Below are 13,516 nucleotides of genomic sequence, written 5' to 3'. Positions count from 1 at the left end.
ATTCACGACTCCTTTTTGGTGGACATTAGTTCAACAGAGCTGCTTAGCACATCGTTGATGAGCGACACTACTTGCTCGGTATGTTCGTTTATGAAGAAGTGACCTCCTTCGAATTCATAAAGTTGACAGTCTCGGCTGCCATACGCGGACCACTCCATCAGGTTGATGCCTTCTGTCGCTTTATCCTCTTTTCCGTTAAGCACGGATATATCACAGGGAATAAGCTCCTCTCTGCTCTTAAAGCAATGCGTTTCCACCAGTTCCAGATCTCTCCGCAGACCTGGCAAAAACAGTCTCAGCAGTTCCTCACGTTCAAACACTTCATCCTCGGTTCCGCCAAGCAGTTTAATTTCTTGCTGCAGCCTTGCATCAGATAGCAGATGCAGTGTAAGATTCCGGCGGGCGTGAGGGGGATAGGTCCCCGAGACGAATAAATGGATGGGTTCGCGCCCCTTCTTCTTCCTTACGGCGTGCGCCAGCTCGTAAGCGACAAGGGCTCCCATGCTATGGCCGAAGAAAGCAAAATCAGCTTCATCCAGTAACGGGTCCAAATATCCGTATAAATCCTCAATCATTTCGTCCATGCTGCCGTAATGAGGTTCGAGTAATCTTCTTCCCCTGCCGGCCAGTTCAACGGGATGCAGTTCAATATGGCCGTGCAGATGGCGTTTCCATCTCATATAGTTGGTAGCGGAACCTCCGGCGTAGGGCAGGCAGAACAGTTTGCATTTCATTTAGATCACCTCCTCTGCTGGAGCTGGAAGAATCGGCCCGGAACGTCGTTTCACGGATGGAAACAACCAGACTGCAAGAAAGAACAGGAACGCGATTCCGACGAATAGGTAGAGTGCATAGACGAGCCAGATGATCGTGGCAGGCGACCATACTGCGACTACAGCAAGCGGTAGACCTGCAAATGCAGCCTCGAGCAGCAGGCCGATCCCCCACAAGCAGACTCCGGTCAGCACAAGCGCAGCTCCAAGGCCGATGAGCCTTCTTCCTTGGGGCGGAACGAAAGTGCGCCGCTGACGACGCAATTGTCCGGGGATACCGATGGCTTTACCTGCCAGTACAAGCATGAGAATGCTGATAAGACTAAGCGAGATCATCGCGATGCGATCAAGCAGCGGATAAAAATCCGCCTCAGGGGGTGGAAGCTCTTGCTCCCGCAGCAGGCTCATCAGACCTTGGCCGATATGAAACGTATAGGCGGAGTTGATGTTGGCGAGTACTCCTACGCCGAGCTGCTCTTGCGGACGCATGATGAAATAGGACGAGAAATTGGGATTAGAGCCTTGGTGCGAGAGCTCTTTGCCGTCCGGCGTTACAAACCACCCCGAGGCATAGTAGGTTCCGTTGGCGACCGGCCCTACGCTCGTATCGGGCATATGGGAACGTTCGATGATGATCCGGTCCGCCTCGGAGATGCTCTTCATCCCGAGCTGGAGCAGCAGCCACTGCCCAATATCGTCAGCACTGGAAACTAAGTAACCGGCGGGCGTGTTTCCCCTGTAATCGGGCGCTTCGTATAGACGAGGCGAACCGAATTCGATCTTATATCCCCTGGCGAGCCGCTGCGGGTCCTTCAGCTGGGCCGCAGGCACCGTGTTGTTCATACCCAGCCGCTGCAGCAACCCCGACATGTAAGCCTCATACGACATACCGGATACTTCTTGGATGACCAGCCCCAGAACATCATAATTAATGGTGGCATATTGATACTTATCTCCGGGAGGCGCATCCAGGGCTGTACCCGATAATGCCCGTACAGTCTGTTCCAGTGCCTGCTCTTCGGAACTGATCGGGATGGAAGCTAGCGAAGCGAACGGCACTCCGCTCGTATGGTGCAGCAGTTGGGCCAGCGTCACCTTGGCCGGCTGTCCTTGATAGGTTAGCGAGAGCCACGGAATATAGCGGGTGACCGGATCATCAAGGCTAAGCGCGTCTTCATACTCCAGCTCTAACAAGGCCAGGCCTGTGAATGCTTTGGAGGTCGATCCCAATTCAAATAATGTAGTGTTTGTAGCCGGAATCCCCGATGCACTATCGGCGAGCCCGAATCCCTTCGTATAAACCACCTGATCCCCGCTTACAACCACAACTGCGGCTCCCGGACTTTGCGCCTTCACCAGTTGGGCTTGTACGAACTGTTCGATGGCAATCTCATCTATATTCGGCTGTTTTGGCGCAGAAGGGGCTCCGCCTTCGGCGGCTGCAGCTGGTGGACTGACTAGCAGCAGCAGCATCAGTACGTAGAAAGCAAGTCTCTTTACCACGATTGTTCGCCCCTTTATGAATTGAAGAGTACGTCAAGTTCTTCCTGTGCGAGCTTGACAGTCTCAAAATCAGAGGGCGTAAAATCAGTCTGTCCCCTGTCTGAGCCTAACTGAATAACTTCAGCCAGCCGCTGCATAAAAACTTGGATGAACGCGTCCATTGTATCCCGGCTGAACATAGCCTTGCTGTATGTCATGCGGACCTGGAGCCTCTTATCCGTAATCATGGCTACCACATCGACCAGACAGGACAACCTGTTGCTCGGGCATGTATCTCTTCCGGTATCGTCCCCGGCAATGGCGAGTACAGGGCTGTGCAATTGATTATCGATTTCGCCCATATAATTGAAACGGAGCAGGTTGCCGCCCGTCTTCGGAATGCCGGCGGAACCATATGCCAAGATACCATAGTCGATTCCTTTGTTTGGAATGGAGCGAAGCTGGCCCTTTATGCTCTTGATGATTCCCGCTGTTCTGGTTTCAGTCATCTGGAGATTAACGGGATATAGCGAAGTGAACCATCCGACGGTTCTGGACACATCCATGTTCTCGAACAACTCTTCGCGTCCATGTCCCTCCAATTCGATCGTGATTTTATTCTTGCCGGTAATTTCGCTCACGGCCATGGCCAGCGAGGCGATCAGCAAATCGCTCGTTTTAGTTCGGAAAGCGGTATTCGCCTCCCCCAGCAGCCTGCTTGTCTCCTGCTCTGAGAGCTCCCGGACCAGCGTGTTGCATACGGCAATCCGGTCGTCATTGGAAGGGTAATCAGCATCAAGGCTGTCTTCTGCGTTCTCTAAGACTGATTGCCAGTAGTCAAGGTGTTCCAGCGCCTTCTCGCAGCCGTAAGCATCTATAGCATCTGACCAAGTTTGAATGGAATGCGTCTTATTCGGCAGGGTCCAAACGGCCCCGGTCAAAACCGCTTGCAGCAGCCGGTCCAAGTCTTCCAGCATAATTCGCCAGGATACTCCATCTACAATCAAATGATGCGCTGTCAGCAAGAGACGTTGTCCCTGATCTCCTTCATCAAATATAAGAGCTTTGAATAGAAGGCCTTGTCCGAGCCGTAAACTTGCTTTGAAAGATTCGGCTTGTTTCTTCAAAGCCGCAGCCCGCTCTTCCTCCGGAATGCTGGCCAAGTCAAAACGGGCAAGCTCCACGTCCCCGCGTCCGACCGTCCGGTACACCAGGTGGCCGGGAGTTTCATCAGCTTGCAGCCTTAAGGTGTCATGGTGGTCGATTAATGCAAATAAGGCATCGTGAAGCTGATCTGTTGTTATTGCCGGAGTTAGGCGAAGCAATACAGACTGCGCGTAGTAATGAGGATTGTTCCATTGTTGTGAAAAAAACCATGATGTAATCGGCAGTGGCTTAACTTGCCCGTAACTCGGCCCCTGCTCGATCGGAGCAGCGGTGTTTAGTTCAATAAACGCAGCCAGTTCTCGGATAACGGGATAACTCATAATTTGCTGCACCTTTAGCTGATAACCGGCCGCCTTGATTTTAGATACAATTTGTATTGCCTTGATAGAGTCACCGCCGAGCCGGTAAAAATTATCCTGAACCGTTATTTCATCCCTGCGGAGTACATCCTTGAATATATTCATTAACAGTGCTTCAACTTGACTGGTCCTTCCGGTCCCACTTGTTTCGAGGTACTGTTCCGGAGCCGGCAGAAGACGCCGATCCACTTTACCGTTCGGCGTAAGCGGCAATTGATCAAGACGGACAAAGTAAGCCGGTATCATATACGAGGGCAGGATCTCTGCCAGCTTCATCCTCAGCTCTAGAGCCGTAAGATCTCCCGCAGCGATGTAATAAGCGGCAAGCTGCTGCTGTCCGTCTTCTCCGGTGCTGTCAATGACGACGGCTTCTTCAATGCCGTTCATTTCAAGCAGCTGATGCTCGATTTCTCCCATTTCAATGCGGTACCCTTTAATTTTGACCTGATGATCGATCCGGCCTAAATATACGATGCTGCCACTATCGTGGCGTACGGCCAAATCGCCCGTCCGATACATCCTTTTGCCCGTAAGGAAAGGGTTGGGTAAAAACCGGTCTTGAGTCAGCTCCTCCCTGTGCAAGTAGCCCCGGGCCACCCCAGCCCCGGATATATATATTTCGCCAATCGACCCGTCTGGGACCGGCTCCAGCTGCCGATCCAGCAAATAAATCTGCACATTGTCAATGGGCTGTCCGATCGGAACGGATACCCCTTCGTCGCTCGCCGGATCATACCGGTAAATCATGCAGCCGACTACGGTTTCGGTCGGTCCGTACTCGTTGAGGATTTCAATCCGGCCCCGACTGTGTTCATGGATGTCACGAGCCAGCGAGCATTTCAAATCTTCACCGCCCACAATGAATGTCCGGACCGTATATTCGCTGAAATCCATGTCTTTGATGAGCGCCAGATGAGCCGGCGTTAGCTTGATAACTGTGGCCTTGTTGTCTTCCACAATACGTTTAACGATAAAGTCGCTGCCGTCATCTTCGTAGATTTCGATACGGCTGCCGCTAATTAACGGCGTAAAGATAGAGGTCACAGTCAGATCGAAAGCAATGGAGGAGTACAGCGCAAATACATCGTTTTGCGAGCGGACATACGTTTTGCCTGCCCACCAGATGTAGTTCACCAGTCCCTTGTGCTCGATCATCGCACCTTTGGGATTGCCTGTTGATCCTGAGGTGTAGATGATATAGACCAAATCGTCTGGCGTAAGCATGGCAGGCAAATTACTCCCGTCCTTGTCGTACAGACGTTCGTCATCGAGTGCAAGAACCTCACCGTTGTAAGAAAGCTGCTCCCACTCCTTGCCATGGGTCAGCAGCAGGCTAGCTCCGCTATCCTGCAAAATATACTCGATCCGTTCTTTGGGATATTCGGGATCGATCGGCAGATACGCCATTCCGGCCTTGATTATCGCCCAGATCCCGACAACGATGGACAGAGAGTGGCGGCCCATGATAGCTGCCGGGGTGTGAGGGCTTATCCCTCTCTCCAGCAGTGTTCGTGCCAGCCGATTGGCGCGTTCGTTCAGTTCGCCGTAAGTAAGCGATTGTCCCATGCATGAAACGGCAATGCGTTCAGAATTCCGCTCGACTTGTTCTTCGAACAGTTGCAAGATCGTTTGATGCGAGGGATATTCGCAATCCGTTGTGTTGTACGTATATAGAAGCTTCGTACGCTCATCCGGCAGAAGCAGCTGCAAATCATGAAGTGCGGCATCCGGACGGCTCAGGACTTGATCGGTTAAATATAGAAGACGGCTATGTAGTTCATCGATTTGCTTCTCCGTGTAGTCGCCTTTTTTATAATCGAAGTACAGCTCCAGTTCTTCATTCGATGACCATTCGGTTACGATGAGCTGCAAGGAGTACAGCTGGTTGCCGTTATTCACTTCAATTTGCTGCATTTTCCAACCAGGACCGAAGTTCCGGTCGAATGCCGTATTATAATAGTTCACGCATACTTGAAATAATTGGTCCAATCCCCGCTGCTGAAGCTGAAGATCCTGTACGAGCAAGTTGTAAGGATATTTCTGATGGAAATAGCATTGAATGAGTTCTTGGTTAACGTTATGTATGAACGATGAGAAGGACATCTCATGCTTGATGTCAATGAGAAAGGGCATCGTGCTGGTAAACATACCAAATGTATTTTTTTCTTTGGCCCCCGTACGATTTAATACAGGAGTGCCTATCAGGAGACGGTTTTGTTGATTCGCTTTGTGGAGATAAAGGAGCATCGTTGCTACAAAAAAGGTATTCAACGAAATACGATGGGTTTGTGCAAAGTCGCGGATGGCATCGGAAGCAGACTGGCTTATCAAGAACTTTTTGCGGTTGCCTGCGGTGCCGATTGATGTAGTATGCAAATCAATGTCATGGATGTGATCAAATTTATGATTCCAATAGCTTTGATTTTTCATAAAACGAGGGGATAATAAATATTTTTGCTCTTGTTCAATGTAATCCAGGTAGGTAGGACGGGGTTCCTGAGGAACTTCCTCCCCCTGCATCAATTGCGTATAAATCTGATTGATGTGTGTCGTCATCAATTGAAAAGACCAGCCGTCCGAAATAATATGGTGGAATTTCGTAAGATACGCGCTTTCTGTGTCGCTGATTCTAACAAGTACAAAATCATACAATTGTTCTCCATCCAGTGGGAGCGGCTTGGAAAACTCGGCACTCACCCAGGCATCCACATCCGACTCTTGGGCCATAAAATCGATAAACGGGAACGTTCTCCTGCGGTATTCCATCACCGTCTGCTGCACCGAACCGTCCTGTTCGACTAACCGCATACGGACGGCATCATTGAGCCGAATGAAATGATTAATGGCTTCCTCCAGCAAGGAAAAATCGACGGGGCCGTAAATTTTGATGAGCCCTCCGATGTTATGTATGCTTGTACCCGGGTATATATTTTCTACATACCAAATTCGTTTTTGCGGATGTGTCAGTGGATAGAGCTGGCATGCTTCCATAGAAATAACCTCCAATCGGAATATGTTACGGATACTAGGAAACCACCCGAAGGTCGAGTGCATTCAAAACCGTTCCCAGTACTCGTTTTTCGTTTTCCATGATGTGAGTCATTTCGCGCAGTCCTTGCTTCAAAATGGGATCGTCCCCGGTTAAGGCGTATTTCATCAACAAATGACGCAAAGCATGTGCCTGCTCTTCTATTGGCCGGAAGCATTCTGTAAAATCCGGTGAAAGAAGTCCCTGATTGCATAAATACTGGATTCGCAGCCCCATCATTTTCTTGTGCTCCCACAGAATGTGGATGGGCCGGATATCACGTTTACGTACAAGTACAGGCATATTGCGAATTAGCGCAGCATAAACATCGACGCCGAATGCCACCTCGAGTGGATCCGCCGTTCCCCGGTTGCGCAAGGATATATTGCTGCCCGCCATATATTCTTCCAGGGATTCTTTGATAAACGCTGCATCAAGCCGGTAGCTTCCCGATTTATTGAACTTGTACAGGTAGATTTGTTCTTCATAGTTGTCCGTCCATTCGAGGTTTTGGAACCCTTGCTCCATTTCATGGTATGGCACCATGGTCTTCTGGAACTGCATTTCTTCATCGTAGCCGAGAACAAGAAACGTCCTTCTCGCATCATCGTAACCGTAAACCAGAATTTCGTGAGCATAATGCGTTTGTTGATAGACTCGTCTCCGAGGGATATAGAACTCATCCACATGAAGAGAGATCGTATAGTTTGAACGGATACTGTTTATCAGAAAATCGATAATTCCAGGCGGTGAATCGAGCACGCATTCGCGCTCCAGCTTTTGTGTGATCAGCCAGGGGCAGCGGATAAAATCTTCACCGTAAAAGGTCATGGGTACTGAGCGTGAAGCGGCCTCTCCGTCAAAATCCTGATGACAATAGAGGTGGATGAAATTGCTGTAAATCCAAGGCAGCGCTTCATTTCGTGTAAGTACCGTACATAAGGGATATGCCAGATACTGATATCCGACAATAGGCGGGATACTCAATTCCAGTTCCTTGCTACCCAAATCAATACTCACTTCTTTCTCGTTTGTTAATTTTTTGTAAAATAATGAAGCATTATATTAGTTTACCTGAAAATAATAGAATAACTAATTTATGTAATTCATACTCCCATAGATGTATTTTATTGTCAATATCTATTAAGATTTTTCATTTATACTTTTTTGTCGCCAAGTTATTCAACTCGAAAACAGCCGATCAGCTACAGGATCCGACAGGATCCGGCCTGTTTCTGAACCATGAAAATAGTCCTACTTAATGAAGATATTCTGAAACGTCCATCCATCCTTCTTCCCACGTATCCTAACAAATAGAGTAGAAACAGATTATTACAAGCTGTAAGGAGAGATTAACCCCAACTGGCAAGTCGCTCAGAGTAAAACAACAAAAGGCACCTTCCTCCAAAAAGGAAAGTGCCCTATATCTCAGTCATTAAAACTATACATAACAGCTTTACTTCTGACTTGCCGCAATAGCTTGTTCCAGATCGTATAGGATATCATCGATAGACTCGGTCCCGATCGACAGACGCAGCAATTCCGGATTTACGCCCGCCGTAAGCTGCTCATCTTCCGTCATCTGCTGATGCGTCGTGCTGGCCGGATGAATGATAAGCGACTTGGAATCCCCAACGTTAGCCAAGTGGGAGAACAGCTTCACATTCTCGATCACCTTCTGACCTGCCGCTGCCCCGCCTTTGATACCGAAGGTCAGGATAGCGCCTTGGCCTTTCGGCAGGTACTTCTTCGCCAGCTCATGCGAAGGGTGACTCGGCAGCCCTGCATAGCTCACCCATTCCACCGCCTCGTGACTCTCCAAATACTTGGCAACCTTCAGCGCGTTCTCGCTATGGCGCTCAACGCGAAGATGCAGCGTTTCCAGCCCTTGCAGCAGCAGCCAGGAATTAAACGGAGACAGCGATGCGCCAATATCCCGCAGCAGCTGTACGCGCGCTTTGATAATATAAGCAATCGGGCCTACTGCCTCCGTATACACAACGCCATGATAGCTTGGATCCGGCTCCGTCAATCCAGGGAACTTATTGTTTGCCGTCCAATCGAATTTACCGCTATCAACAATAACCCCGCCGATGGAGGTCCCGTGACCGCCGATGAACTTGGTCGCAGAATGAACGACGATATCTGCCCCATATTCTATCGGACGCAGCAAATATGGGCTTGGAAAGGTGTTATCTACGATAAGCGGAATGCCGTTCTCATGCGCGATGGCCGCAACAGCTTCCACATCCAGCACATTGCCCTGCGGATTGCCGATCGTTTCGGCAAACACGGCCTTTGTTTTGTCATTGATCGCTTTGCGGAAATTTTCCGGGTCCGTGGAATCCACAAAATGCACCTTAATGCCCAGCTTCGCAAGCGTATTGGAAAATAAATTATAAGTACCGCCATACAAGCTCGAGGAAGAAACAATTTCATCACCTGCGCCCGCAATGTTGAGAATGGAGAAGGTGATGGCTGCCTGCCCGGAAGATGTCGCCAGTGCACCGGCACCGCCTTCAAGCGCTGCAATCCGCTTCTCAAACACGTCCGTGGTCGGGTTCATGATACGCGTATAAATGTTGCCGAATTCTTTAAGCGCAAACAGATTCGCCGCGTGCTCGCTGTCTTTAAACCCGTAGGAAGTCGTCTGATACAGAGGGACAGCGCGGGATAACGTAGTCGGATCAAGCTCCTGACCGGCGTGAACCGCTAAGGTTTCAATGGAAAATTGGCGTTCTTCTGACATGGGTGTTTCCTCCCTTTTCTTCATATGGAAAGTATTATGGCTTCATAATTCTCCCATTCTCTCATACTTTCCCTCATTTGAAAAGAGTTATAACCAACTAATTTCATCGGAATATTATAAATTATTTTACATGCAGCCGGAAACCATCTTATTCCTCATCCGCTGCATACACCCTGCCCCATCCATATCCGGCTTCCGGGGACGTATCCTCCGGCATGCCCGGCAAGATTAAACCGCCGTCTATTCGGAGGTTGATGCCGGTAATGTAGGATGCCGCATCCGAGCAGAGCCAAGCAATCGCTTCCCCGATGTCCGATGGCGTGCCCAACCTTCCCAGCGGGATTTTTCTGCCGAGCGGCTCGTCCTCTGCCGATTGGTCCGGCTTGTGAACAGTCGCTCCCGGTGCCACGCAGTTCACGCGGATGCCATGCGGAGCCCACTCGAGCGCTAGCGATTGTGCGGCACGTATAAGCGCTGCCTTCATGCCGCCGTAAATGCTGTCCTTGGGGTAGGCTCTCTCTCCCCGGGAAGACGTAATGAAGATGATATTACCCGGAATTCCCTGGGCGATCATCTCTCGAACGGCATATTTGCTAAGCAGCATCGGTGCTCGAAAATCGAGATGAACCGTCATGTCCAGCGCGTCCTCCTCAATCTCCGTGAGCTCGTCATATAGGCCGATTCCCGCATTGTTCACCAACAGATCGATCCGGCCAAATTCCTCTATCGTCTTTCGGATCGTATTCTCCGCTTCACTGCGAACGGTCAAATCACTTTGAATAATAAGAGGCGTCTTGCCATAGATATGACGAATATCCTCAGCTATGTCCAATATTCCATCTTTGCTCGAATTGTAGGTCATCGCCAGCCTGTATCCTTTTTCAGCCAAAACCTTGGCAATCCCTCGTCCGATTCCAGCGCCTGCACCCGTTACCAAAGCCACCTTCTCTATTCCTTGATTACTTACGGTTCCCATTCAACTCGCTCCCTTCTCCATCATCCATTCCTACCACGAATGCGCCGCTGTTCAACCTATACGCATACCGTGCCTACCCTTCCTTACCCTGTTCCGAAAGGGATGATTGGCTCTCGATAAATAAAGTGAGCATCGTTATTATAAAAAGTTGAATCCTTACCGAGGTTAAATACGTATTGAATATTAATATGATTTTCCATAAACGATAATCTTTAGGAGGGCGTACTTATGAATTCTGAGTGGTGGATTGTTGGAAGTGTTCTAGTCGCCGGATTCCTGTTTATGATTCCCGTGCAGTACCGCTATATTGCAGCGTTAAAGAATGATCCCCGGAGGCGAGGGGTCGATCAGGAAACGTATTACAACAAGATGTCGTTTCAAGAAGAACAGCTACACTACAACACGCAAATTATGTTCTTGCCTTCCACCATGGTTGCCTCGTGGATCTATAATTGGAGGCATAAAAGCGGGAAAAAGGTCAAGTAGACGGCTGCTTCCAATCGATGAAAATGCAAAAATCATCGCCCAAAAATATGGCGATGATTTTTCATGATCCGAGCTATACTCAGCCGCGTCTGGCTAAAGCGTTCATATGTAGGAAAAAGGTATCCTCCAGCGTAGGCGCCTTCTCCACAAATTCGGGACCCGGCTGCTTTTTCCCCATCAGCCTTACTCTCATGTGATGTTCCGTCATTTGAAAATGAATTAGCAGTTCCTGCGGTATCCGCTCGAAAGCTTCCAGATTGACTTCGCCTTCCCAGACGCTGGAGCTGGAGGCCACATTCAGTTTCCACTGGGTCGGTGAACCGATATACCGGATGCGACCGCGATGTATCCATATCACGGTATCTACCGCCTCTTCCCATTCGTTCAGCTCATGGGCGGCCACGATCACCATTCTGCCCCTGGCGTATTTGGTCAGATACGTGATAAGGAATTTGCGTTCCTCGGCGTCCATGCCGTTTAAAGGCTCATCGAGGAATAGAAAAGAGGGTGAAGCCAGCAGCGCCTGCACGACGGCAATGCGCCGCTGCACCCCTTGTGACAAATTCTTGACCTTGTTCTTGCGGAAGGGCTCCAATCGAAAGTCCGTCATCAGCCTGTCAATGGCCTCCGGGTTATAGATGCCCTTTAATTCTGCCATATAGGTCAGCAGCTTGCCGACCTTCATATCCCCATACAGCTCGATATCCGCCGGAACATAACCGATTTGACTGCGGATCAGCGGCAAATGATCTCCAGCCCTGCGCCCACTGTACAGAATTTCGCCTGCATCGGGCGCCTGGAGCGTGGTCAACAGCTCAATCAGGGTGGTTTTCCCGGCCCCGTTCGCCCCGACGATAAGGTTTAAGCCGGAGTGAATCTCCGCTTTGTCGATTTCAAGCCGGTACGTACCCGCCTGGCGTTCCAGTCCTTCCAGCCTAATCATTCGCCATTCTCCAAGCTCCGTTCAGCTTCAAGCTGCGCCCGTAGGAAGAGACGAGCAGAATCACTCCGATAACAAGCAAGGCCACGTCCGTCATCATTTTACCGCTCATCGAAACGCCGTGATCCACGATTTGTCCCTGAATTACGATCCACATTCCGTAGACCAGGACGGCCGAGATCAGTGAGACGACCATGCCTTTGCGAAAGAGCATATACATCGCAGCCCCTCCCGTCACCAGCAGAATTCCCATCCACTCCAGAATAAAGGGTCCAAATAAAAAGCGGGAGCTTTCCGCCTGGATGGATCGCAGCCCGAGCGCGAGGGTACTCAGCAAGGCCATTCCGATGACGATGCCGGTCACAAGCAGCAGGCGGGTATACAACACAAGCGCCGGTGGATAGGGGGTTAGGGTCTCCACAGCCCGCATTCCTTTATCCCATGTTCGGCTGCTGAACAGCATCGATACAATCAGCAGCAGAGGGGTGATCAACGGAAAAATGCCGCCGGGCAATCCGGCAAACTGATCCAGTGGATACTCCGGATCGATCAGCAGAACCAACATGCAGAATACCGCGCCTGCTGTGAGCAGAATGGATCTTTGGTTCAATCGGATCTGGCTCCGAAGAATCTGTTTTAATGAGGGCGGGTCGACCTGCGGATTAAAATCCAGCTTGGGGGACTCGGGCTCAATTCTGAGCTGATTGAACTCTCCCTGAAGAGACGCAATGAGCTGCGCCGTCTCATCCGGTGACGGCGATGGAAGAGCAGCGCGTCTGAGCGGGCCACGAAGCTCGTCTTCAAGTCTTCTCAATTCATTATCGAATGGATGATCCATGGAGATACACCTCACTTTCTTTTACTTTGCACTGCGAATCCGTCTCTTCCGACTTGGAGCGGTTCCGAACCTGTTCCTGAGGACTCTTCTCCCGTATCCTTCGGGACGAATGGACGGGAACCAAATCGGAATGCTCCATGGATAATGTTTTCTTCAGCTTTCTCAAGCCGTTATATAAATGCGTTTTCACCGTACTTAGGGGGAGGTCGACCAGGTCGGCGATTTCCTGCAGCTTCAGATCATGAAAGAATCGAAGAGATATGACTTCCTGTTGTATATCGGGCAGGCTCTCCAGCGATGCTGCAATCTCCAGTGAGGTTTCCTGTCTTTCCACAAGTTCCTCCGCGCCGGGTGCAGGGTCGTATGCATCCGGCATCTCCTCACCCGCAAGACCTTCAGACCTATAAGATGCGCTTTTCCAATAATCCTTGCACATATTCAGAGCCACGCGGTAAAGCCAGGAGCGAACATGTTCCAGCGTGCCGTGCTGCTTCAGATGCCGAATGAGCCGGATAAACGTTTCCTGAACGATATCCTGGGCTTTTTGCCTATCGGCCAGCCTCTGGGTCGTATAACTGAGCAGCGGACCATGGTACCTCGTCACCAACATTTCAAACGCTTCCTGGTCGCCGGCAGCCATGCGTTCGGACAGCTGCTGATCGGAAATCATGCCTTTCCCCCCTTTCTATGTGCATTCTAATCTTCCCGCTATATCTAT

At 50.2% G+C, this 13,516-nt stretch carries 10 protein-coding genes; 1 reads left to right on the top strand and 9 read right to left on the bottom strand.

All coding sequences use genetic code 11. The annotated features are described in order from the left end of the window. Window positions 1-2: 2 nt before the first annotated feature. The 6 genes from ABEW73_RS23970 to ABEW73_RS23945 form a co-directional block, all read right to left on the bottom strand. On the bottom strand, window positions 3-734 hold the full coding sequence (locus ABEW73_RS23970) for a thioesterase II family protein (protein ID WP_430161633.1): 732 nt from the start codon (window positions 732-734) through the stop codon (window positions 3-5). After that, window positions 735-2,276 (bottom strand): serine hydrolase domain-containing protein, encoded by a 1,542-nt coding sequence (locus ABEW73_RS23965; RefSeq protein ID WP_430161635.1) that lies wholly within the window; start codon window positions 2,274-2,276, stop codon window positions 735-737. Between the two features lie 14 nt (window positions 2,277-2,290). Further along, window positions 2,291-6,772 (bottom strand): amino acid adenylation domain-containing protein, encoded by a 4,482-nt coding sequence (locus ABEW73_RS23960; RefSeq protein ID WP_430161637.1) that lies wholly within the window; start codon window positions 6,770-6,772, stop codon window positions 2,291-2,293. 34 nt (window positions 6,773-6,806) lie between these two features. Then, complete coding sequence (locus ABEW73_RS23955; protein ID WP_430161639.1) at window positions 6,807-7,829, bottom strand: hypothetical protein; 1,023 nt, start codon at window positions 7,827-7,829, stop codon at window positions 6,807-6,809. 436 nt (window positions 7,830-8,265) lie between these two features. After that, on the bottom strand, window positions 8,266-9,558 hold the full coding sequence (locus ABEW73_RS23950; RefSeq protein ID WP_076325379.1) for a homocysteine synthase: 1,293 nt from the start codon (window positions 9,556-9,558) through the stop codon (window positions 8,266-8,268). Window positions 9,559-9,706: 148 nt separating this feature from the next. Further along, window positions 9,707-10,534 (bottom strand): SDR family NAD(P)-dependent oxidoreductase, encoded by an 828-nt coding sequence (locus ABEW73_RS23945; RefSeq protein WP_430161641.1) that lies wholly within the window; start codon window positions 10,532-10,534, stop codon window positions 9,707-9,709. 228 nt (window positions 10,535-10,762) lie between these two features. Here ABEW73_RS23945 and ABEW73_RS23940 point away from each other — a divergent pair, with 228 nt between their 5' ends. Continuing rightward, the gene (locus tag ABEW73_RS23940) at window positions 10,763-11,020 is read left to right on the top strand and encodes a DUF3949 domain-containing protein (RefSeq protein ID WP_430161643.1); all 258 of its coding nucleotides are present in this window, start codon (window positions 10,763-10,765) and stop codon (window positions 11,018-11,020) included. A gap of 79 nt (window positions 11,021-11,099) precedes the next feature. Here ABEW73_RS23940 and ABEW73_RS23935 read toward each other — a convergent pair whose 3' ends face one another. The 3 genes from ABEW73_RS23935 to ABEW73_RS23925 are packed head-to-tail and all read right to left on the bottom strand — an operon-like array spanning window position 11,100 to window position 13,468. Next, entirely contained in the window at window positions 11,100-11,963 is an 864-nt protein-coding gene (locus ABEW73_RS23935) for an ATP-binding cassette domain-containing protein (protein WP_430161645.1), read from the bottom strand. Further along, the gene (locus ABEW73_RS23930; protein ID WP_076325375.1) at window positions 11,956-12,798 is read right to left on the bottom strand and encodes a hypothetical protein; all 843 of its coding nucleotides are present in this window, start codon (window positions 12,796-12,798) and stop codon (window positions 11,956-11,958) included. The genes ABEW73_RS23935 and ABEW73_RS23930 overlap by 8 nt, the downstream gene beginning before the upstream one ends. Beyond that, window positions 12,779-13,468 (bottom strand): RNA polymerase sigma factor, encoded by a 690-nt coding sequence (locus ABEW73_RS23925; RefSeq protein WP_430161647.1) that lies wholly within the window; start codon window positions 13,466-13,468, stop codon window positions 12,779-12,781. The genes ABEW73_RS23930 and ABEW73_RS23925 overlap by 20 nt, the downstream gene beginning before the upstream one ends. Window positions 13,469-13,516 lie beyond the last annotated feature (48 nt).

Origin of the sequence: Paenibacillus lautus, assembly GCF_050482385.1 — a bacterium.
In the GTDB taxonomy this organism is placed as follows: domain Bacteria; phylum Bacillota; class Bacilli; order Paenibacillales; family Paenibacillaceae; genus Paenibacillus_AQ; species Paenibacillus_AQ lautus_B.
The sequence above is the reverse complement of the archived record's forward strand: the minus strand, read 5'-3'. Positions and strand labels throughout refer to the sequence as shown.

What these genes read in the sequence shown, in the direction of transcription:
- ABEW73_RS23930 (WP_076325375.1), bottom strand. Translation starts at nt 12,798, where the DNA reads ATGGATCATCCATTCGATAATGAATTGAGAAGACTTGAAGACGAGCTT.
- ABEW73_RS23935 (WP_430161645.1), bottom strand. Translation starts at nt 11,963, where the DNA reads ATGATTAGGCTGGAAGGACTGGAACGCCAGGCGGGTACGTACCGGCTT.
- ABEW73_RS23950 (WP_076325379.1), bottom strand. Translation starts at nt 9,558, where the DNA reads ATGTCAGAAGAACGCCAATTTTCCATTGAAACCTTAGCGGTTCACGCC.
- ABEW73_RS23960 (WP_430161637.1), bottom strand. Translation starts at nt 6,772, where the DNA reads ATGGAAGCATGCCAGCTCTATCCACTGACACATCCGCAAAAACGAATT.
- ABEW73_RS23945 (WP_430161641.1), bottom strand. Translation starts at nt 10,534, where the DNA reads ATGGGAACCGTAAGTAATCAAGGAATAGAGAAGGTGGCTTTGGTAACG.
- ABEW73_RS23940 (WP_430161643.1), top strand. Translation starts at nt 10,763, where the DNA reads ATGAATTCTGAGTGGTGGATTGTTGGAAGTGTTCTAGTCGCCGGATTC.
- ABEW73_RS23970 (WP_430161633.1), bottom strand. Translation starts at nt 734, where the DNA reads ATGAAATGCAAACTGTTCTGCCTGCCCTACGCCGGAGGTTCCGCTACC.
- ABEW73_RS23925 (WP_430161647.1), bottom strand. Translation starts at nt 13,468, where the DNA reads ATGATTTCCGATCAGCAGCTGTCCGAACGCATGGCTGCCGGCGACCAG.